Origin of the sequence: Aeromicrobium panaciterrae (assembly GCF_031457275.1) — a bacterium.
GTDB classification, from domain to species: Bacteria; Actinomycetota; Actinomycetes; order Propionibacteriales; family Nocardioidaceae; genus Aeromicrobium; species Aeromicrobium panaciterrae_A.
Map to the genome: position 1 here is coordinate 509,376 of NZ_JAVDWH010000001.1, position 17,802 is coordinate 527,177.

The window sequence follows — 17,802 nt, forward strand, 5'->3', positions numbered from 1 at the left end:
GTGACCACAGCCCCGCGACGCACGCAGACTCAGCGTCGCGAGGCGACGATGTCGGCTGTCGTCGACGCGGCTGTCGCGGCCCTCGGCGAGGTCGGTTACGCCCGTACGACGACCAACGAGATCGCGCGTCGAGCAGGAGTCTCGCAGGGCGGCTTGTTCCGTCATTTCGAGTCGCGCCTCGACGTGATCCTCGCCGCCGCAGATGCAGTCCGGGCCAGGCAGTTCGTCGACTTCCGCACCGGACTTGAGTCCATGACGACGTTCGACGTGGCTGAGGTCGTGCGACTCCTGCGCCGCGCGACCCGTGCACCGATCAACGCGGCTTGGTACGAACTCCTGGTCGCAGCGCGCACGGATGCCGAGCTCCGCCAGCGGCTCGAACCACTCGCACAGCGCTATCACGAGGAGATCATCGAGCTCGGGCGCGCGCTTCCCATCGCGGCCTCGATCCCACCCGCGGAGCTCGACACGATCGTGCTCGGCATCGTCCACATGCTCGACGGCGAGGCGCTGACGGCCACGGTGCATCCGCACCCAGAGCAAGAGGACATCCGGGTCGAGCAGCTCGTGCGGATGTTGGCCGGAGAGCCCGTATTCGGAGAGCGCGCCGACCACTCGTCTTGAGGCCCTGCCGCCTAGACTGATCCCCTATGTATGACGGCGTGATTCAGGATCTGATCGATGAGCTCGGGCGACTTCCCGGCATCGGTCCCAAGAGCGCGCAACGCATCGCCTTCTTCCTGCTCGACAGCGATCCCGAAGACGTACACCGCTTCGCGTCGACGCTGACCGAGGTCAAGGACAAGGTCCACTTCTGCTCGATCTGCGGCAATGTCACGGTCGACACCGAATGTCGCATCTGCTCGGACCCGCGCCGCGATCTCAGCGTGCTGTGCGTTGTCGAAGAGTCCAAAGACGTCGTCGCGATCGAACGTACGCGTGAGTTCCGCGGCCGCTATCACGTGCTGGGCGGTGCGATCTCGCCGATCGCGGGCATTGGTCCAGACCAGCTGCGCATCAAAGAGCTCCTCCAGCGCCTGCAGGACGGCGCCGTCACCGAGGTCATCATCGCCACCGATCCCAACCTCGAGGGCGAGGCCACGGCGACCTATCTCATCCGCATGCTTTCGCCGTACGGATTGCGTGTCAGCAAGCTCGCCAGCGGGCTCCCGGTGGGCGGCGACCTCGAGTACGCCGACGAGCTCACGCTGGGCCGCGCGTTCGAAGGCCGAACGACAATCGCATCTGTGACGAACGTCTGACGTCCTCCGCGAAACCATTGCCCTGACGTTCCAGCAGGATCAGACTCAGCGCATGACCTCTGCACCTGACTTCAGCAGCCTCAAGGCTGTCTTCATAAACGCGACCCTCAAAAGGTCGCCCGAGCCCAGCAACACCGACGGGCTCATAGTCAAGAGCGCGGACATCATGCGCAGCCACGGCGTGGGTGTCACCGAGATCCGCGCGATCGATCACCAGATCGCTACGGGCGTTTATCCCGACATGACCGAGCACGGCTGGGAGGTCGACGAGTGGCCCGGCATCCTCGACCAGGTCATGGCGGCCGAGATCCTCGTACTTGCCGGTCCGATCTGGCTTGGCGACAACAGCAGCATCATGAAGCAGGTCATCGAACGGCTCTACTCGGCGTCGAGCATTCTCAACGATGCCGGCCAGTACGCGTTCTACGGCCGCGTCGGCGGCTGCATCATCACGGGCAACGAGGACGGCATCAAGCACTGCGCCATGAACGTTCTCTACAGCCTGCAGCACGTCGGTTTCACGATTCCGCCGCAGGCGGATGCCGGATGGATCGGTGAGGCCGGGCCGGGGGCGTCCTATTTGGACCCGGGCTCCGGCGGACCAGAGAATGACTTCACCAACCGAAACACGACGTTCATGACGTACAACCTGATGCACGCGGCGAAGCAGCTCAAGGATGCCGGCGGGATATCGGCGTACGGGAACCAGCGCACCGTGTGGGACGCCGGTGTCCACTCGTACGTGAAGGACTCCGGCTCACCCAACCCTGAGTACCGCTAGTCAGCTGACCGGTTTTCGCGGTCTCGCGGCAGGATCACCGCTGCCACCCCTCACGGTCTACCGGTAGACTGAGCAGGCGCAGCGTCGCGCATCCGTACATCACCACCCAGTCAGGAACGGGCTCGTGGGCATTGTCGTCCAGAAGTACGGCGGCTCCTCGGTTGCCGACGCAACCAGCATCAAGAGAGTCGCCCAGCGCATCGTCGCGACCAAAAAAGCCGGTCACGACGTTGTTGTCGTGGTCTCAGCCATGGGCGACACCACGGATGACCTCATCGATCTCGCCAACCAGGTAGCCCCGCTGCCCCCGGGCCGCGAGCTCGACATGCTGCTCACCGCAGGCGAGCGCATCAGTATGGCCGTCCTCGCGATGGCCATCGGAACGCTCGGCCAGGAAGCCCGCTCGTTCACTGGCTCACAGGCCGGCGTCATCACCGACGCAGAGCACGGCAAGGCCAAGATCATCGACGTCACTCCCGGACGTATCGAAGCCGCACTCGCCGAAGGCGCTGTCGCGATCGTTGCTGGCTTCCAGGGCGTTTCGCAGACCACCAAGGACATCACCACGCTCGGCCGTGGCGGTTCTGACACCACAGCAGTCGCGCTCGCCGCGGCCCTGCACGCCGACGTCTGCGAGATCTACACCGACGTCGACGGCATCTTCACTGCCGATCCGCGCATCGTTCCCGACGCCCGCCATATCCCGCGCATCTCGTACGAAGAGATGCTCGAGATGGCAGCTAGCGGTGCCAAGATCCTGCACCTTCGGTGCGTTGAGTACGCCCGTCGCAACGACATCCCGATCCACGTACGGTCGTCGTTCTCCGACAAGACCGGCACCTGGGTCGTCAAGACCGAGGACGTCATCCAAGAGGGGTCCACCATGGAACAAGCAATCATTTCTGGCGTTGCGCACGATCGAAGCGAATCCAAGATCACCGTGGTCGGCGTGCCCGACAAGGTCGGCGAGGCCGCCGCGATCCTTCGCGCGCTCGCGGACGCCCAGATCAACATCGACATGATCGTCCAGAACGTGTCCGCGGCTGCCACTGCGCTGACAGACATCTCGTTCACCCTGCCTCGCGCCGATGGCCAGACCGCCATGACCGCCCTCGCGCGGCTCAAGGATGACGTCGGCTTCGAGCGCCTGCAGTACGACGACAGCGTCGGCAAGGTGTCGATCGTCGGTGCCGGTATGCGTTCGTCACCCGGCATCACCGCGACGTTCTTCCAGGCTCTCGCCGATGCCGGCGTCAACATCGAGATGATCTCCACCTCGGAGATCCGCATCTCGGTCGTCGTGTCCGACAACCAGGTCGACGCCGCCGTCAACGCCGCCCATGAGGCCTTCAACCTCGGCACCGATGAAGTCGAGGCCGTGGTTTACGGAGGTACCGGACGATGACCAGCATCGGAATCGTTGGCGCAACTGGCCAGGTCGGCGTCGCCATGCGCGCCATTCTCGAGGAGCGCAACTTCCCCGCCGACGAGGTGCGCTTCTTCGCGTCCTCGCGTTCGGCCGGCAAGACGCTGCCCTGGAAGGGTGGCGAGATCGTCATCGAAGACGCCGAGCTCGCTGATCCTTCAGGTCTCGACATCGCGCTGTTCTCGGCTGGCGCGACGCTGTCTCGCGTACAAGCTCCCCGCTTTGCTGCTGCTGGCGTGACCGTCATCGACAACTCGTCGGCGTTCCGCAAGGACCCCGAGATCCCGCTGGTCGTCAGCGAGGTCAACCCGCAGGACATCGAGCTCGCGACCCGCGAAGGTGGCCGCGGCATCATCGCCAATCCCAACTGCACGACCATGGCAGCGATGCCGGTCCTCAAGCCGCTTCACGACGAAGCCACTCTCGTGCGCCTCATTGTCAGCAGCTACCAGGCTGTCTCTGGCTCCGGCATTGCCGGCGTCCAAGAGCTTCACGGTCAGGCACTCGCGGTCGTCGACAAGGCCAATGAGCTCGCGTACGACGGGTCAGCCGTTCAGTTCCCCGCGCCCAACAAGTACGTCGCGCCCATCGCGTTCAACGTGCTGCCGCTGGCCGGATCGATCGTCGACGACGGATCGTTCGAGACCGATGAGGAGCAGAAGCTCCGCAACGAGAGCCGCAAGATCCTCGGCATCCCTGACCTCCGGGTTGCCGGCACCTGCGTACGCGTTCCGGTGTTCACGGGTCACTCGCTGTCGATCAACGCCGAGTTCGCCTCGGACCTGACAGTCGCGCGCGCCACCGAGCTTCTTGCCTCGGCGCCGGGCGTACAACTGGTCGATGTGCCCACGCCGTTGCAGGCAGCTGGTGCCGATCCGAGCCTGGTCGGCCGTATCCGTCAGGACCAGAGCATCGACGGAAACCGTGGACTCGTGCTGTTCGTCAGTGGAGACAACCTCCGCAAGGGCGCAGCACTCAACACGGTCCAGATCGCTGAGCTTCTCGTCTAAAACCTGCTGTACGCGGTGACGTCCTCGAGCCGCGAACCATCTCGTGCCGCCAGTACGCAGATGATCGGCAGCGTCTTGCCCGTGGTCGGCACGTCCGAGAAGAACCGGAAGCTCATGCCGATCTTTTGGGTGAGTCCGCCGCCGGACTCCTCGTACGGGTCGATGCAGGCGTCAGCCAGCTTGGTGAAGTCAGCGTCGTTCACGTTGGCGAGGTTGGCGCCCTTGAGGAATGCCTTTCCGTAGACGGCCTTCATGTCGATGATCCACAAAAGCTCCTGGTCGTGGGTCCCGGAGCAGGAGGCAGCCTTGTCGGTCTTGGTGTCCCAGCACGAGCGCAGGTCGGCGGGGTACTTGCGCGTCAGGTACGACGACATCGCCGGGTTGGTGTTGGTGGACCTGATGGGAGTGACGGGGAAGACCTTGTCGCCTTCGGACGGCGGCGCGAAGCGGAACGAGCACACCGCCTGGGTGGTGCCCTTGACCCAGAGTTCTGGCGAGCTGAGGTTGTACCACTGCGATGCGGCACCGGGCGGCAGTCGCAGGTCGACCTCCTTTGCTGACTTCTCGACCACCGTGACCTGACCGAGGCCGGTGGCCTCACGGAACGGCTCGTCGCACAACGAGTAGACCTCGCTACGGAGCCGCTTGCGGAGCTCGGTGTCCTCGCCGCTGATCTGCGTCAGTTCTGTGCGCCGGGCGAGCTTCTCTGTATCCGTGGTGCCGGCGAGCATGTCATCGGGGATGGCCACGACAGCGACGATCTCGTACGCGTGCAGCTCGCTGCAGGGCACGACGGTCTTCAAATCGGGTGCGAAGTCGTCACCGTCGGCGACCTCCTTGGCGACGCACTGGCCTGACTGCGGTTCGGCGACCTTTACCGGGCCGTCGGACTTGGTTCCGCTGGGGATCTTGGCGTTGTCGTCGCTGCCGCCACAGGCAGCGAGAACCGCAAGCAGCGCAGCAGCAGCAACGAGCCTCATCCGGTACATGGCATCCCCTGATCGAAAGTGGTGCTGACGATACCGCCGCCATGTGGTTCGAATGGGCCATTCGTGCCCATAACGATCACTCGAATCGGTGGGCGCACATAGATTGTTCGATTGTGATCAAACGCGTTGCGGTTGGCCTCCTCGCGCTCGTGGGACTCCTCACCGGCGCGACCCTGCTGTCTTCGGCCGCTTGGTCGATCGGCGCTCCGGCGCCAATTGTCACGACACCGTCAGGCAGCGACATTGAGGTCGAAGTCTCGGATCAGCCCATTCATTTCGAGGGCACCGTGGCAGGTCCCCTCTTTCCGTTTGATCGACTGCAGATCTCCAACTTCACGATCAATCCTGGCGATCCTCCGCTGCGATGCGACTTCATACTTGCAAGCACGAACTGGTCCTGCGATACGTCATCGCCAGAAGTCATTGGTGATTACGAGTTTCACGTGAAGTGGTTCTCCAACGATCCGGGTTATACGGATCCGGCCGAGACCACCACGATCATGGTCCATGTAGTTCCGGATGCCGAGGACCCGCCGCCTCCAGCACCGAAGCCCAAGCCGAGGCCGGAGCCTGAGGTCGTCATACCGACTCCGACACCGACGCCGGAGCCGACACCCACACCCACTCCGACGCCGGAGCCGACGCCGACTCCCGAGCCTGCGCCCGAACCGGTGCCAGCACTCGTTGCTCCCGTATCTGATCTCCCGCCGCCGTGGGACCCGACCGACCATCCCAAGGAGGTCGTGACGATCGGTGTTGCCGCGTTCACGATGTTGACCCTGGTCGGTCCTGCCGGGCTGGCAGCCAGTTCGATGCTGGGCGCAGTCAGTGTGGCCGTCGCAGCAGGTGCAGCAGCCGCCGAGGGCACGCGCAAGGCTGGCAGCGTCAAGGCCGCCAAGGTCAAGATGAACAAGTTCGACGTCAACGGAGCAGGACGCGGCGACAACTCGGGTACGTGGAAGCTCCCGGGTTGGCGACAGGTTGATGCGTTCAGCCTCGCCGCGCCGGCCTGGCTCGCGACGCGATCGCCACTGACCGCCCGAGTCCTGGCCGACGGCTCGTATCTGCGCGCCATCTTCAGCTCGGCCTGGACGCTGATCGTCATCGCCGGTGGAGCGCTCGGACTCGTCGCGGCGCACCAGACCGACGGTATTCCGATCGCGCCATCGGTGGCTCTGACGACGACGCTGCTGGTCATCGCGATCTTCGACGCGACAGCCGGATTCGCCGGAGTCATCGGATTCCTCGGCGGCATGATGATCTGGGGCTCGAACCAGTTGGGAACGGCCTCAACGATCCGCTCGTTCCTCGGCCTCGCCGCGCTGTGGTTCGCGATCCCGCTGATCGCAGCTGCGACGAGACCATTCAGACGATCCCTCGGTGAAGGCAGGCCGTACGCGTGGGACCGGATCGCCGACGCAGTGATCGGCACCCTGACTGCTGGCTGGGCCGTGCAAAAGACGATTGGTGGCCTGCCCGGATTGTCGGGCCTCGACCTGCCGATCGCCGATCACGCCGACAAGATCGCCCTCGCGGCGATCCTGGCCTGCGTGGCGCGCGTGCTGGTCGAAGAGCTCGCCGCCAGGCGCTATCCCCAGCGGCTCACCGCGGTCGAGAAGGGCAAGCTCCCGTTCGCCGGGCCCGGTCAACGCCTTTGGGCGACGGCACTTCGTACGGGCTTGTTCGTGTTCTTGTCGATCGCGTTCATCGGCAACTGCTGGCAGCTGTGGGTGGGCGCGGCGCTGTTCGCCGTACCGCAGATCCTGGCGATCTACGAGCGGAAGTTCCCCAACTCCGAACGACTCCACGGTCTGTTGCCCGCTGGTCTGTTCAAGGTGTTGCTGATGATGGTGGTCGGCACACTGTTCGCCAAGCTCGTGTTCTCGATGCTCGATGATCCGGACTCGATCATGCGCAACGCCTTCATCCTGCTCACGATCCCGGGACTGGTCCTGTCACTGCTCGGACTGTTCGGTCACGACGGACCAGACCCGAAATGGACGTGGCCCAAGCAGTTCCTCGGCGTCGGCATCCTCGGCGGGATCCTCTACCTGGTGTTCACCGGGTTCTGAGAGTCAGTCGACGTCGTCGGCTGAGGTCTCGGCAAGGTCGAGCAGCCACTGCGCCAGTACGTACGAGGCGAGTGCGACCAGCGGCACGATGAGCAGTCCCCACACGGTGTCAGCGAGGCCGAGGAACAGCCCCAGCATCGCAACGATCGTGAGGACGACTCCGAGGAAGCTCTTCAGACGCGCCTGCGTGATTCCGAAGCCCGACAGGAGCAGCTCGCCGAGGACGAATGCGATGAAGGCGACGACGACGAAGGTCAGAGAACCCCAACGGCCGCCGCCGGCGGACACACCACGCAGCTCGTTGAACAGACTCTTGGATGCTAGGCCGAGGGCCACAGCGATCATGCCGACGACGGCTCCAGTGAAGACCGATGCGGGGATCGGGCTCCAGTGCGGCATACGCCAGGTCCGTACGCGGAAGAAGCTGTCGTCGACAGCATCGCGTACGCGGCCAGCTCCAGATTTGATTGCGCCCGCGGCTCCAGTTGCTGCGCTCGAGCCCTTTGAGGTCACGGCCTTCTGGGCACCCTTGACCTTCGACGCGACTTCAATCTTGGGGCGCGGGGCCTTGGGCTTCGGCTTGGTGGGCGCTGGGCCCACCTTCGCGTTGGGGCGCGGAGCGGTGGTGACCGTACGGCCGTATCGCACCTGTGGCGCTGAGTCCTTGGGGGCAGGCTTGGCGACGCCCTTCTTGACTACCCGCTTGACGACCTTCTTCGCGGGTTGTTGTTCGTCGACCATGTTCCGAGTCTTCCACAGGGGTGGGCGAAGTCATTCCGAGATGAGTTGCGATCCGATTGCAATCGGGTGGGTGACATGCAGGAAGCGGGCGACTCATCGAAATGAGCCGCCCGCTTCTCGTGCGTCGGGGTGACAGGACCCGTCGGCCGTGGACGGCCTCCTCCCAAATCCTGCGCGCCATCATGACGCACGAATAGAGGATGGCCAGCAAAGCGCGAAGAGGATGGCTCATCGAAATGAGCCATCCTCTATTCGTGCGTCGGGGTGACAGGATTTGAACCTGCGGCCTCGTCGTCCCGAACGACGCGCGCTACCAAGCTGCGCCACACCCCGGCCGTCCCCCGTATGACTACTGGGAGGACCCGGGTGAGTCTATCTCAGTCAGAGTGAGCAGAGTTGCCTCGGGGCGGCAGGCAAAACGCACGGGCGTGAACGGCGATGTGCCGAGCCCGGCGGACACGTGGAGCCACGACGGATCGTGCCCGTCGACCTGGTGTTTGTGCAGTCCCTTGGCGCGCTTGCGATCAAGATCGCAGTTGGTGACGAGCGCGCCGAAGAACGGCAGGCAGAGCTGTCCGCCATGGGTGTGGCCGGCCATGATCAGCGGATAGCCCAGCGAGTTCCAGCGGTCGAGCACCCGCAGGTATGGCGCGTGAGTGACGCCGATCGCGAGGTCAGCCGTGGTGTCCGCCGGTACGTCATCGAGTACGTCGTAGCCCAGGTGAGGATCGTCAACCCCGACAAAGGCCAGCGAGTGCCCGGCAACTTCAAGCGCGGCATGGCGGTTGGTGAGGTCGGTCCATCCGCGCTCGGCGAATGCGGAGCGCAACTCGCCGAAGGGCAGGTCGGGGGTCGTCCTGAGGCGGGCGCCATTCGTACCCGTGCCACCGCGCAGGTAGCGAACCGGATTCTTCAGATGCGGCTCGAAGTAGTCGTTCGAGCCAAAGACGTAGGCACCGGGGATATCGAGCAGGTCGCCATAGGCCTCGAGCACCGACGGCACGGCATCCATGTGCGCCAGGTTGTCGCCGGTGTTGATCACGAGATCGGGCTGGAGGTCGGCGAGACCGCGAAGCCACTTCTGCTTCTTGTGCTGCCCAGGCGTCATGTGGGTGTCGGACAGGTGCAGTACCCGCAGCGGTGCCGACCCCGGGGGGAGTACCGGGACGGTGACCTCCCGCAGCGTGAACGCGCGAGACTCGTACGCGGTGGCGTACGTCAGCCCGGCTGCAGCAGCAGCCAGCGGCACGACAACGGAGAGCATGACGCCCAGCCTTTCACAGCGTGGTGGGAGACTTGACCCATGTCAGCTCTCAAGGACCAGCTCCACACCGACCTCGTCACTGCGATGAAGGCCCGCGACACCTTGCGTACGTCCACCCTGCGCATGGCACTCGCTGCCATCACCAATGCCGAAGTAGCGGGCAAGGAAGCCAAAGAGCTGTCCGATGAGGACGTCATCACCGTGCTCGGGTCTGAGGCGAAGAAGCGCCGCGAAGCCGCCGAGGCATTTGCTGCCGGCGACCGCCAGGAGCTCGCCGACAAGGAGAAGGCCGAAGCCGAGATCCTCGCGACCTACCTTCCGGAGCAGCTCGGCGCCGACGAGATCAAGGCGATTGTCACGGCCGCCGTTGAGTCGGCGGGTGCCGCGGGCGAGGGCATGAAGGCCATGGGCAAGGTCATGGGCATCGTGTCACCGCAGGTCAAGGGCAAAGCCGACGGTGGAGCGGTCGCGGCAGAGGTCAAGGCTCAACTAGGAGCCTGACGACTCAGGTGTCCGGGTCTTCCGGATCCTGAGGGTCATCGCCCTTCTTCTTGTCGTCCTTCTCCTTGGGCGGCGCGGGCTGACGCTTGGGCGGGACGTCGAAGTTGGACGGCTCGAGGTAGTCCTGGACGATGCCCATCGCCTTCTTCCACATCGGTCCGGCCAACGAACTACCGCCGACCGAGGCGAAGTTGAGGAAGCGACCGTTGATCGTGACGCCGGCCAGCGACTTCGGCAGTCCCTTGCTGGTGACACCGGCGATCATCGCGGCTGTCGACAACTCAGGTGTGTAGCCGTTGTACCAAACAGCCTTGTTCTCCTGAGTGGTTCCGGTCTTGGCAGCTGAAGGGACGCGCAGGGCCGTTCCGTTGGCGTAGCCGAAGCCACCTGGCTGCTGGACGCCGCGAAGGATGTCGTTGATCTGGGCGGCTTCGTCCTTCGTGAGGACGCGCTCGCATTCCGGCTTGTACTCCTTCACGACCCGGTCCTTGAGGTCGACGATCGAGTTGACTGGCATGGGCTTGCAGTACTTGCCGCCGGAGGCCGGCACTGCGTAGGCGGCGGCCATGTCGAGGGGGCTGACGTTGGTGACGCCGAGGGTGAAGGACGGGACCTGGTTGGTGATCGGGTCTCTACGGCCCTTCGAGTCCTTGTGGTCGGGATCGAATGGCACGACGATGCCCATCGACTCCGCGGCCTTGACCGTGTTGCACAGGCCGGCGTCGCGCTCGAGCTGGGCAAAGTAGGTGTTCACCGAAAGGCGCGTGCCGGTGTACATGTTCATCTTGCCGCTGGCCGTCGAGTTGCTCGGGTCCCAGACGCTGGTTCCGCCACCCTCGCAGTCGAAGTACGTGCCGGCCGGCATGTGAATCGTGCGCGGCGACTTGTACGTCTTGCCGACGTCGATACCGCCCTTGAGCGCTGCCGCGACGGTGAACATCTTGAACGTCGAGCCGGCCGGGAATCCGCCGGAGTCGCCGTACGCACGCGGCACCGTGTAGTTGATGAAGGACTGGCCCTTCTTCCTGTCGCGTCCCATGGGTCGCGACTGGGCGACCGCGCGCACCTTGCCGGTTCCGGGCTCGACCATTGCCATGCCCGCAATCGCCTTGTCCCGCGGGTTCACGGTCGACTTGACCGCGTTGTTGGCGGCCTTCTGCATACGCAGATCGATGTTGGTCTTGATCGTCAGACCGCCGCGTTCGAGCGTGGTCTGACGCTCGGCAACGGTCGCGCCGAGCGCGGGCTCCTGCAGCAGGTAGCGGCGTACGTAGTCGCACGAGAATGCCGCGACGGAGGTGACGCAGCCGTTGGGGTACTTCGTGATCTTGAGGCCGAGCGGCTTCGCCGACTCTTTGCCGACCTCGCTGGCCGTCAGCACTCCGAGCCGTTGCATGACCGCGAGGACGGTGTTGCGACGCTGCAGGGCGCGTTCGGGATAGACGCGAGGGTCGAACTCAACGGGGTTCTTGACCAGGCCCGCCAGCGTGGCCGACTGGGTCGCGGTCAGCTTGTCGGGGCTCTGCGAAAAGTAGTGGAACGCTGCAGCCTGGATGCCGTACGCACCATCGCCGAAGTAGGCGATGTTGAGGTAGCGCTCGAGGATTTCCTTCTTGGTGTGCTCGCGCTCGTACGTGATGGCCAGCTTGAGCTCTCGCGCTTTGCGCGCCAGGGAGCTCTCGGTGGCGGCGATGCGCTCTGCCTTGGTCGTGGCTTGCGACAGCAGGGTCAGCTTGACGAGCTGCTGGGTGATGGTCGAGCCACCCTGGGTCTGTCCCTCGGACGCATTGTTGACGGCGGCGCGAATGGTGCCCTTGAGGTCAAGCGCACCGTGTTTGAAGAACCGCGCATCTTCGATCGCCAGCATGGCCTCTTGCATGACCGGAGCGATTTCCTTGAGGGGAACGTCCTGGCGATTCTCCTTGTAGAAGTACGCCATCAGCTCGCCATTGGACGCGAGTAGCCGCGTCGTCTGCGGGTTGGGGCGGTCTTCCAGGGTCAAGGGCAGGTTGACCAGATCGTTGGTGACGTTGTTGCCCGTCACGGCGACGAATGCGGTGGCCGGAATCAGGATGGCGGCCACGGCGACACCCGCGAGCGCGGACAGCCGGGCCATCGACCCCACGGCACCTGCAGTGGTCTGGGGACGTTTGCCGGACTGAGCGAGTCTGCGCAACGAAGCGCTGAAGTCCTCCCGAGCCATGCCAGTCAGGGTACGTGATGCGTGCGAACCGGCTGTTCCACGGGGAAATGTCTAGCCATTTAGGACTAGACAAGATGATCACGAACGGTCTGACATCCCCGATGGCACGTTCCTAGATTGAACCCACGGACTCACTTCGGCCACCGCGGCCGGTCTCGGGGAGGTTCACATGATGCAGTGGAACGAAAACTGGGCGGCACAGGCCGCATGTCGTGGAAAGTCTGACGCGCTGTACGTCAAGGGCGCTGAGCAGAATCGCGCTAAGCAGCTGTGCTCGACGTGTCACGTACGCGCCGAGTGCCTCGCTGAAGCACTGGACAACCGCATCGAGTGGGGTGTCTGGGGCGGTATGACCGAGCGCGAGCGTCGCGCGCTGTTGCGGCGCCGGCCCAACGTCACGGCGTGGCGCAACATCCTCCAGACCGCCAGCTAGTCCTTCTTGGCGAGAAGTTCGCCGATCTCGCGCAGCCCGTCGAGGTCATGAACATCTCCGGCGAGCGCTGCGACTGACACCGTTGGCACGCCACCGTGTGCCGCTGCGAATCCTGACTTGAGTCGTGACTCGCGCGCCGACACCTTGAGTCGTGCAGCGTGGATCGCCAACAGATCGGCTGCCACCTGATCCGTCGTGCTTCCCGAGGTAAGTCGACGTCCAGCAGATTCCGCGTCAGCGGCTGTGATCCCCTGAGCTCCCTTGTCATGCACGCGGTTGATGACCAACCCAGCCAGCGGCATGTTTTCGCCTGCGAGTCGCTCGACGAAGTACGAGGCCTCGCGCATGGCGGCGGGCTCCGGTGAGGCAACGACGACGAAAGCCGTCTCGTCAGCCTGCAGAAGCGCGTACGTTCCCTCGGCCCGCTGCCTGAACCCTCCGAAGAGCGTGTCGAAGGCGGCGATGAACGTCTGCATGTCCGTGAGCACCTGGGCACCGAGCACCTTGTTGAGCGCACCGGTGACGATGCCGAACCCAGCCGTCAGCAGCTTGGCCGGTCCCTTGGCAGGCGCGAGCAGCAGCTTGATAAACCTGCCGTCGAGCATCGACGAGAGTCGTTCGGGCGCATCGAGGAAGTCGAGCGCCGATCGCGACGGGGGAGTGTCGACGATGATCAGGTCCCAGCGGTGGTCCTCGCCGACAGCCTCGGCGTGTAGCTGGCCGAGCTTCTCCATGGCCATGTACTCCTGCGTGCCCGCGAACGAGCTCGACAGCGCCAGGTAGAACGGGTTGTTGAGGATCTGCGCGGCCTTCTCCGGCGATGCCTGCTGCTCGACGACCTCGTCGAACGTGCGCTTCATGTCGAGCATCATGGCGTCGAGCGAGCCGGGTCCGCCGCTGACGCCCTTGACGGGTCGCGGGGTGTTGTCGAGCTCGGTCAGCCCCATGGACTGCGCCAGCCGTCGGGCCGGGTCAATCGTGAGTACGCATACCTTGCGACCCTGCTCTGCTGCTCGGAGTCCCAGCGCTGCTGCGGTCGTGGTCTTGCCTACCCCACCCGAGCCGCAACAGACGATGATCTCTGTCTTGCGGTCCGCGAGCAGGGCGTCGATGTCGAGGGTGCCGGTGGCTGCTCCAGACATTCCGCGCGGCGTGGCCTTCACCTTGCGGGGAGGGGGTGCCTTCTTGGGGCTCATGCCACTCCCTCGCTCTTGAGGGTTTCGGCGAGTTCGAAGAGGGCGCCAAGATCGATGCCGTCCGGGAGCGATGGAAGCTCGATCAACGGCTGGCCGCAGTCGACCAGGAGCTCGCGTTGGCTCTCCTGGAGATCCTGGCGCTTGAGGCTCGCGACACCACCAGCCATCAGGTCGAACGCGGCCTTGGGGTCGAGACCGACCGACTCCAGCGAGTCGCCGACGGCGTCAACCGTCACGTTGCGGGTGAGGAGTGCGGCCTTGGTGCTCGCGCTGACCATGGGCGGGCGTACGAGGTTGAGGATCACGTGACCGACCGGGAGCCGCTCACTCCGGAGTTCGGCGATTCCGTCGATCGTCTCCTGGACCGGCATCTCTTCGAGCACGGACACGAGGTGCACGCGGGTGTCCTTCGACCGCATCATCTCCATGATCGAGTCAGCCTGACGACGGATCGGCCCGACCTTCGCCAGTCCTGCGACTTCGGAGTTGACGTTCAGGAACCGGGTGATGCGGCCGGTGGGCGGTGCGTCCATGACGACGGCGTCGTAGGTGAAGTCCCTGCCCTCGCGTCTCCGGGCGGCTTCGTAGACCTTGCCGGTCAGCAGCACGTCTCGTACGCCGGGTGCAATCGTCGTTGCGAAGTCGATGATGCCGAAGCGGTCGAGCGCCTTGCCGGCGCGACCGAGTCGGTAGTACATCGCGAGGTATTCGAGCAGCGCGGACTCCGGGTCGATCGCCAGCGCATAGACCGATCCACCTCCAAGGCCGACGGCGATCTTGCGCTCTTCGTACGGCAGCGGCGGTACGTCGAAAAGCTGCGCAATGCCTTGGCGTCCCTCGACCTCGCACAGCAGAACCTTCTTGCCCTCGCCGGCCAGGGCCATCGCCAGAGCCGCGGCGACCGTCGTCTTGCCGGTGCCGCCCTTGCCGGTGACGACATGGAGCTGGGTCGAGAGAGCCACCTGCCGAGCGTACCGACCCTGTGTTCGTACGGCGCGTTCAGTGTTTTCCCTACTACCTCGGAAGGCCTGCGTACGTCAGCGTTGGGTCAACCCTCCCGAGGAGTCATCATGCGCAAAACCCTTGCCGCCGGCGCTGTCCTGTTGATGTGTGCGCTGAGCGCGTGCGGTGGCTCGGACGGCGGTGGCTCTGATGCCTCCACCGGCGACAAGCCGGACACCAGCGGCGAGACGACCGCAGTGTTCGATGCCTGCAAGTCGATCACTCCCGCTGAGGCCGAAGCGGTGCTCGGGTACCCCGTCACCGTCGAGGAAACTCCCGGCGGCGGCTGCTCGTGGGGCAGCGAAGAAGATCCGCGACTTGCGTCGCTCTCGGTCAGCGCTGCTGGAGAGGCGGACGTGAACGGTGGTCTGGAGGCCGCCAAGGCTGGAACGACGGCCGTGCTCGACGGTGAGGCGGAGGACGTCCCAGGTCTGGGCGACGGCGCATTCCTGGTTATCGGCCCGCTGAAGGGCGGCGGAGGCGAGTCGATCCAGGCTCAGGGCTCGATTCTGTCGGGCACTCAGCTGATCACGGTTGGCATCACTCAGCTGGGCGGAGCAGCAGTGACCGCGGACGCGGTGAAGGCTCAGGCCGACGCAGGTCTGAAGCTCGTCGGTTCCAAGCTCTGAGTCCGTCCCGGGGAGACTCAGCGCTCGACACACTAGAGTCGCGTCATGAGCAAATGGGAATACATGACCGCACCTGTGCTGGTGCACGCGACCAAGCAGATTCTCGACAACTTCGGGTCTGACGGCTGGGAGCTGGTCCAGATCGTGCCGGGTATGAACCCCGAGAACCTCGTCGCCTACTTCAAGCGTCCGTTGGCATGAGCGCGGTCGAGGATCGTCTCGCCGGGCTCGACCTGGTCGTCCCCACCGTGCCGGCGCCCGTCGCGGCCTACATCCCCGCGGTGCGCACCGGCTCGTACGTTTTCACGTCCGGCCAGCTGCCCCTGCGCGACGGCCAGTTGTTGCTGACCGGCAAGGTCGGCGGCGAAGTATCCGCCGAAGAGGCCTACGACTGCGCCAAGCAGTGCGCCCTCAATGCGATCGCCGCCGTCAAGTCGCAGGTCGATGACCTCGACGAGGTGGTGCGCGTCGTGAAGGCGACCGTGTTCGTCGCGAGCACTCCTGACTTCACTGGCCAGCCCGGAGTGGCCAACGGTGCGAGCGAACTGTTCGCCGCTGCCTTCGGTGATGCTGGTCAGCACGCGCGCAGCGCCGTTGGCGTACCCGTTCTCCCGCTTGATGCTCCCGTCGAGGTCGAGCTCATCGTCGAGATCGGCTGACAATGCGCATCCCGGTTCCGGAGATGCTCAAGGAGCGGGCCGCGATTGCCGCCGACAACCCGGTAGCGCCGCGTGACGCTGCGACCGTCGTTGTCGTACGTGATGGTGCGGACGGCATCGAGGCCTACCTCCTGCGTCGCCAGCCGACCATGGAGTTCGCCCCCGGTATGTACGTGTTCCCTGGCGGCGGTGTCGACGATGCCGATCGCAACGCCGAGGTGCCGTGGGCCGGCCCGCCGCCGTCCGTGTGGGCCGAGCGCTTCGGCTGCTCGGAGGACATCGCCAAGGGACTCGTGTGTGCTGCAGTGCGGGAAACGTTCGAGGAGTCGGGTGTGCTGCTGGCTGGCCCGGATGCCAACTCGGTCGTCGCCGACACGAGCGGGCCCGAGTTCCAGCAGGCACGACTCGCACTTGAGGCGCGGGAGTTGACGTTCGGTGCCTACCTGGCTGACTCGGGTCTCGTACTGCGCGCGGACCTGCTGGGTGCCTGGTCGCACTGGATCACGCCGATCTTCGAGCCGCGCCGCTTCGACACTCGGTTCTTCGTAGCTGTGCTGCCCGAGGGCCAGTCCGTCGGTGAGCTCGCCCGTGAGTCGGATCGCGCGCTCTGGGCCCCGCTGAGCAAGGTCCTGGAGGCTGTTGAGAGCGGAGCCTCGGGCATGCTGCCGCCGACGTTCTTCACCTGCAAGGAGATCGCCGGTCTCGCCGCATCTGAGGTGCTCGGCGCCGCCGAGAAGCGCACGATCCGTGCCATCCAGCCGACGCTGGTCGAGGTTGATGGCGAACTGTTCCTGGAGAGCGACACGGGAGGTCTGGCATGAGCGCGACGAAGGTGACTGAGCGGGCGTCAGTCCTGCGCTGTGACAACCCCGGGATGATGACGCTCGAGGGCACCAACACCTGGATCCTTCGCGAAGGCTCGGGTCGGGCTGTTGTCATCGATCCGGGACCAGACGACGAGGCTCACATCGCTGCCGTCGTCGAGGCTGCGGGAGAAGTCGGCCTGGTGCTTTTCACGCATCGGCACTTCGATCACACGGATGCGCTCTCGCGCATGGTGGATCTCACTGGCGCTCCGACGCGTGCCACAGATCCCGAGTTCTGCCGCAACGCTGAGCCCCTTGTTGATGGCGAGGTCATCGACATCGATGGTCTGCAGATCGAAGTGCTCGCGACCCCAGGGCACACGAATGACTCGACCTGCTTCATTCTCGGTGCCGAGGCGACGCTGTTCACCGGCGACACGATCCTCGGCCGCGGCACCACGATCGTGGCGCACCCTGACGGCGTGCTCGGCCCGTACCTCGACTCGTTGGCGCACATCCGTGAGCTCGTCGAGGAGGGACTGGTGACCCGCATCCTGCCCGGACATGGACCGGTCATCGACGATCCGGCTTCGGTGGTCGACTTCTATCTGGAGCACCGCGCTGAACGGCTCGACCAGGTACGCGCTGCTGTCGCGGCCGGAGCGGTCACCCCCCGTGAGGTTGTCGAGCGGGTCTACTCAGACGTCGACGAAATCCTGTGGCCCGCCGCTGACCTGTCGGTCGCGGCACAGCTCACGTACCTGCAGCAGCAGAACTAGGGCACACCTCCCGGCTGGCGCTCGGCTCGCGCGGCCCCGCATCCCGCCC

19 protein-coding genes and 1 tRNA gene are annotated in these 17,802 nt (G+C 65.0%); 13 read left to right on the top strand and 7 right to left on the bottom strand.

What is annotated here, in order from left to right; genetic code table 11:
• From J2X11_RS02550 to J2X11_RS02570, 5 genes are all read left to right on the top strand, one after another.
• On the top strand, positions 1–624 hold the full coding sequence (locus J2X11_RS02550; protein WP_309966412.1) for a TetR/AcrR family transcriptional regulator: 624 nt from the start codon (positions 1–3) through the stop codon (positions 622–624).
• Positions 625–650: 26 nt separating this feature from the next.
• The gene (gene recR / locus J2X11_RS02555) at positions 651–1,262 is read left to right on the top strand and encodes a recombination mediator RecR (RefSeq protein WP_309966415.1); all 612 of its coding nucleotides are present in this window, start codon (positions 651–653) and stop codon (positions 1,260–1,262) included.
• A gap of 52 nt (positions 1,263–1,314) precedes the next feature.
• Positions 1,315–2,043: a flavodoxin family protein gene (locus J2X11_RS02560; RefSeq protein ID WP_309966418.1), complete on the top strand. Its 729-nt coding sequence runs from the start codon at positions 1,315–1,317 to the stop codon at positions 2,041–2,043.
• A 124-nt stretch (positions 2,044–2,167) separates the two neighbouring features.
• Entirely contained in the window at positions 2,168–3,448 is a 1,281-nt protein-coding gene (locus J2X11_RS02565) for an aspartate kinase (RefSeq protein WP_309966421.1), read from the top strand.
• The gene (locus tag J2X11_RS02570) at positions 3,445–4,479 is read left to right on the top strand and encodes an aspartate-semialdehyde dehydrogenase (RefSeq protein WP_309966424.1); all 1,035 of its coding nucleotides are present in this window, start codon (positions 3,445–3,447) and stop codon (positions 4,477–4,479) included. Before J2X11_RS02565 ends, J2X11_RS02570 begins: the two co-directional genes overlap by 4 nt.
• Here the strand turns inward: J2X11_RS02570 and J2X11_RS02575 are convergent.
• Positions 4,476–5,468 (bottom strand): hypothetical protein, encoded by a 993-nt coding sequence (locus tag J2X11_RS02575; protein WP_309966428.1) that lies wholly within the window; start codon positions 5,466–5,468, stop codon positions 4,476–4,478. The two genes, J2X11_RS02570 and J2X11_RS02575, sit on opposite strands and share 4 nt — an antisense overlap.
• Positions 5,469–5,581: 113 nt before the next feature.
• Here J2X11_RS02575 and J2X11_RS02580 point away from each other — a divergent pair, with 113 nt between their 5' ends.
• Entirely contained in the window at positions 5,582–7,540 is a 1,959-nt protein-coding gene (locus J2X11_RS02580; protein WP_309966431.1) for a hypothetical protein, read from the top strand.
• A gap of 3 nt (positions 7,541–7,543) precedes the next feature.
• Here J2X11_RS02580 and J2X11_RS02585 read toward each other — a convergent pair whose 3' ends face one another.
• From J2X11_RS02585 to J2X11_RS02595, 3 genes are all read right to left on the bottom strand, one after another.
• Entirely contained in the window at positions 7,544–8,281 is a 738-nt protein-coding gene (locus tag J2X11_RS02585; RefSeq protein WP_309966434.1) for an MFS transporter, read from the bottom strand.
• Between the two features lie 259 nt (positions 8,282–8,540).
• Positions 8,541–8,614: transfer RNA gene (locus tag J2X11_RS02590), tRNA-Pro, on the bottom strand.
• 16 nt (positions 8,615–8,630) lie between these two features.
• Positions 8,631–9,545, bottom strand: a complete 915-nt coding sequence (locus tag J2X11_RS02595) for a metallophosphoesterase (protein WP_309966438.1) — start codon at positions 9,543–9,545, stop codon at positions 8,631–8,633.
• A gap of 39 nt (positions 9,546–9,584) precedes the next feature.
• Between J2X11_RS02595 and J2X11_RS02600 the strand changes: the two genes are divergently transcribed.
• A complete protein-coding gene (locus J2X11_RS02600) occupies positions 9,585–10,046 on the top strand; it encodes a GatB/YqeY domain-containing protein (RefSeq protein ID WP_309966441.1) in 462 nt (153 codons plus the stop codon).
• Between the two features lie 4 nt (positions 10,047–10,050).
• Here the strand turns inward: J2X11_RS02600 and J2X11_RS02605 are convergent, their stop codons facing one another.
• Entirely contained in the window at positions 10,051–12,249 is a 2,199-nt protein-coding gene (locus tag J2X11_RS02605; RefSeq protein ID WP_309966443.1) for a transglycosylase domain-containing protein, read from the bottom strand.
• Positions 12,250–12,421: 172 nt separating this feature from the next.
• On the opposite strand from J2X11_RS02605, the gene J2X11_RS02610 reads away from it, so the two are divergent.
• Complete coding sequence (locus tag J2X11_RS02610; RefSeq protein WP_309966446.1) at positions 12,422–12,682, top strand: WhiB family transcriptional regulator; 261 nt, start codon at positions 12,422–12,424, stop codon at positions 12,680–12,682.
• On the opposite strand, the gene J2X11_RS02615 is transcribed toward J2X11_RS02610, so the two are convergent.
• Positions 12,679–13,824, bottom strand: a complete 1,146-nt coding sequence (locus tag J2X11_RS02615) for an ArsA family ATPase (protein WP_309972272.1) — start codon at positions 13,822–13,824, stop codon at positions 12,679–12,681. The genes J2X11_RS02610 and J2X11_RS02615 overlap by 4 nt on opposite strands.
• Before the next feature lie 50 nt (positions 13,825–13,874).
• Positions 13,875–14,840 carry an ArsA-related P-loop ATPase gene (locus J2X11_RS02620; RefSeq protein WP_309966450.1) on the bottom strand — a complete coding sequence of 322 codons (966 nt, stop codon included), beginning with the start codon at positions 14,838–14,840 and terminating at the stop codon, positions 13,875–13,877.
• A 108-nt stretch (positions 14,841–14,948) separates the two neighbouring features.
• Here J2X11_RS02620 and J2X11_RS02625 point away from each other — a divergent pair, with 108 nt between their 5' ends.
• The 5 genes from J2X11_RS02625 to J2X11_RS02645 are packed head-to-tail and all read left to right on the top strand — an operon-like array spanning position 14,949 to position 17,753.
• A complete protein-coding gene (locus tag J2X11_RS02625; protein ID WP_309966454.1) occupies positions 14,949–15,509 on the top strand; it encodes a hypothetical protein in 561 nt (186 codons plus the stop codon).
• A gap of 45 nt (positions 15,510–15,554) precedes the next feature.
• Entirely contained in the window at positions 15,555–15,710 is a 156-nt protein-coding gene (locus tag J2X11_RS02630) for a DUF4177 domain-containing protein (RefSeq protein WP_309966457.1), read from the top strand.
• A complete protein-coding gene (locus J2X11_RS02635; RefSeq protein ID WP_309966460.1) occupies positions 15,707–16,168 on the top strand; it encodes a RidA family protein in 462 nt (153 codons plus the stop codon). The genes J2X11_RS02630 and J2X11_RS02635 overlap by 4 nt, the downstream gene beginning before the upstream one ends.
• 2 nt (positions 16,169–16,170) lie before the next feature.
• Positions 16,171–16,989: an NUDIX hydrolase gene (locus tag J2X11_RS02640; protein WP_309966463.1), complete on the top strand. Its 819-nt coding sequence runs from the start codon at positions 16,171–16,173 to the stop codon at positions 16,987–16,989.
• A complete protein-coding gene (locus J2X11_RS02645; RefSeq protein WP_309966467.1) occupies positions 16,986–17,753 on the top strand; it encodes an MBL fold metallo-hydrolase in 768 nt (255 codons plus the stop codon). Before J2X11_RS02640 ends, J2X11_RS02645 begins: the two co-directional genes overlap by 4 nt.
• Positions 17,754–17,802: the final 49 nt, after the last annotated feature.

Excerpts from the sequence above, each read along its gene's own strand:
- J2X11_RS02570 (WP_309966424.1), top strand. The coding sequence starts at position 3,445 with ATGACCAGCATCGGAATCGTTGGCGCAACTGGCCAGGTCGGCGTCGCC.
- J2X11_RS02640 (WP_309966463.1), top strand. The coding sequence starts at position 16,171 with ATGCGCATCCCGGTTCCGGAGATGCTCAAGGAGCGGGCCGCGATTGCC.
- J2X11_RS02630 (WP_309966457.1), top strand. The coding sequence starts at position 15,555 with ATGAGCAAATGGGAATACATGACCGCACCTGTGCTGGTGCACGCGACC.
- J2X11_RS02625 (WP_309966454.1), top strand. The coding sequence starts at position 14,949 with ATGCGCAAAACCCTTGCCGCCGGCGCTGTCCTGTTGATGTGTGCGCTG.
- J2X11_RS02560 (WP_309966418.1), top strand. The coding sequence starts at position 1,315 with ATGACCTCTGCACCTGACTTCAGCAGCCTCAAGGCTGTCTTCATAAAC.
- J2X11_RS02610 (WP_309966446.1), top strand. The coding sequence starts at position 12,422 with ATGCAGTGGAACGAAAACTGGGCGGCACAGGCCGCATGTCGTGGAAAG.
- J2X11_RS02585 (WP_309966434.1), bottom strand. The coding sequence starts at position 8,281 with ATGGTCGACGAACAACAACCCGCGAAGAAGGTCGTCAAGCGGGTAGTC.
- J2X11_RS02575 (WP_309966428.1), bottom strand. The coding sequence starts at position 5,468 with ATGTACCGGATGAGGCTCGTTGCTGCTGCTGCGCTGCTTGCGGTTCTC.
- J2X11_RS02600 (WP_309966441.1), top strand. The coding sequence starts at position 9,585 with ATGTCAGCTCTCAAGGACCAGCTCCACACCGACCTCGTCACTGCGATG.
- J2X11_RS02635 (WP_309966460.1), top strand. The coding sequence starts at position 15,707 with ATGAGCGCGGTCGAGGATCGTCTCGCCGGGCTCGACCTGGTCGTCCCC.
- recR (WP_309966415.1), top strand. The coding sequence starts at position 651 with ATGTATGACGGCGTGATTCAGGATCTGATCGATGAGCTCGGGCGACTT.
- J2X11_RS02615 (WP_309972272.1), bottom strand. The coding sequence starts at position 13,824 with ATGTCTGGAGCAGCCACCGGCACCCTCGACATCGACGCCCTGCTCGCG.
- J2X11_RS02645 (WP_309966467.1), top strand. The coding sequence starts at position 16,986 with ATGAGCGCGACGAAGGTGACTGAGCGGGCGTCAGTCCTGCGCTGTGAC.
- J2X11_RS02595 (WP_309966438.1), bottom strand. The coding sequence starts at position 9,545 with ATGCTCTCCGTTGTCGTGCCGCTGGCTGCTGCTGCAGCCGGGCTGACG.
- J2X11_RS02605 (WP_309966443.1), bottom strand. The coding sequence starts at position 12,249 with ATGGCTCGGGAGGACTTCAGCGCTTCGTTGCGCAGACTCGCTCAGTCC.